2 protein-coding genes are annotated in these 1215 nt (G+C 45.3%); both read left to right on the forward strand.

Annotated features, from left to right (window positions below; genetic code table 11):
• The first annotated feature begins 111 nt into the window (after positions 1-111).
• Positions 112-309 carry a hypothetical protein gene (locus tag OKC27_RS22680; protein ID WP_270806748.1) on the forward strand — a complete coding sequence of 66 codons (198 nt, stop codon included), beginning with the start codon at positions 112-114 and terminating at the stop codon, positions 307-309.
• Positions 310-745: 436 nt separating this feature from the next.
• Complete coding sequence (locus OKC27_RS22685) at positions 746-1147, forward strand: hypothetical protein (protein WP_182939624.1); 402 nt, start codon at positions 746-748, stop codon at positions 1145-1147.
• The last annotated feature ends 68 nt before the right edge of the window (positions 1148-1215 follow it).

Genomic DNA, 1215 nt, shown 5'->3' on the forward strand with positions numbered 1-1215 from the left:
CTCCTGCATGGAGACGCGATTAGATCACAGACGATCTGCCTGTTCAAATTTCATTAACAAAGTGCGATCCCGCCCTGGTTGCATACCGTGGACAGGGATGGAGAAACCCTATTGGGCTCCGCTGATATCCAGTCCCTTGCGGATCTGGGTAACGCATATGCGGTGATCAAAGAGATCCGCCCGCTTCCCTTTAGTCGAGATACGATTATGCAGCTCGTCATGGCAACGCTCATTCCGTTCACGCCGCTGCTTTTCACGCTATTTTCGTTCGAGGTGATACTTGATCGCTTCATCGGTATTGTTTTCTAAGCTTGATGAGCATTCATGCTTCTGCCAAGCAGGAGGCTCGGTCTCTCATTTGTTCATTTTTATAAGAAGGAAGTGAGAATATACACATAAATATAAATTTAAAAAATAAGAATGTTTATCATTGCTTTTTATTATCTCGCGAGTTCTTAACTCTTCAACTGGCATTGTGCCAGACAAGTCATATCATGCCTGGCCCGCTCTAAAACGTGTTAAAGGGACGAGGTAATTTCAATCTATCGTGCCAGTGAGGTCGGCAATGGATTGCCGAAATAATGTGATGAACCCCGAAAGCCGATTAAAAATGTCACGCTATATCGGCTAATCATTTATGTTTAGCTTGATGTGGTATGACTTTTTCTCAATTCCTTATAAAGAAGCATGCGAGCGGAAACATATAGAGTTAGAGATAACAAGCATAAGGCACATGGAGATTGTGATGGAAAAATATGGAAAAATGTTGCTTTTTATCATGGCTGCACCGCTCTGGAGTATCGATTGTGCTGCTACCGATGAGGCGGTATCGGCTGATGAATTGGCAAAAAAGCTGGCAAATCCTGTTGCATCACTCATCAGTGTGCCTGTGCAGTATAACTATGATGAGTTAGGGGGCGTAAATACCGGGGCGAGTGTGAGTCGAGTGCTCATTCAGCCGGTGATCCCTTTTTCCCTCAATGATGACTGGAATCTGATCTCCCGGACTATTTTTCAAGGTGTGGAACAACATGGTTTTCAACAAGAGGTATTAAATACATCAGGGGCAGGCGATACCACCGCGAGTCAGTATTTCTCTCCTAAAAATCCTACCGAGGATGGTTGGATTTGGGGGGTTGGCCCTTAACCATCCCCTCATATGAGCGAGGCGTGGCGCGGCTTCTGAGGTATGATCGCCATCCTTGACCAGCTAAT

It is taken from the genome of Aeromonas sp. QDB62 (assembly GCF_027705695.1).
GTDB lineage: Bacteria > Pseudomonadota > Gammaproteobacteria > Enterobacterales > Aeromonadaceae > Aeromonas > Aeromonas allosaccharophila.

Bases quoted from the DNA above. Each gene is read 5' to 3' on its own strand.
- OKC27_RS22685 (WP_182939624.1), top strand. From the start codon at position 746: ATGGAAAAATATGGAAAAATGTTGCTTTTTATCATGGCTGCACCGCTC.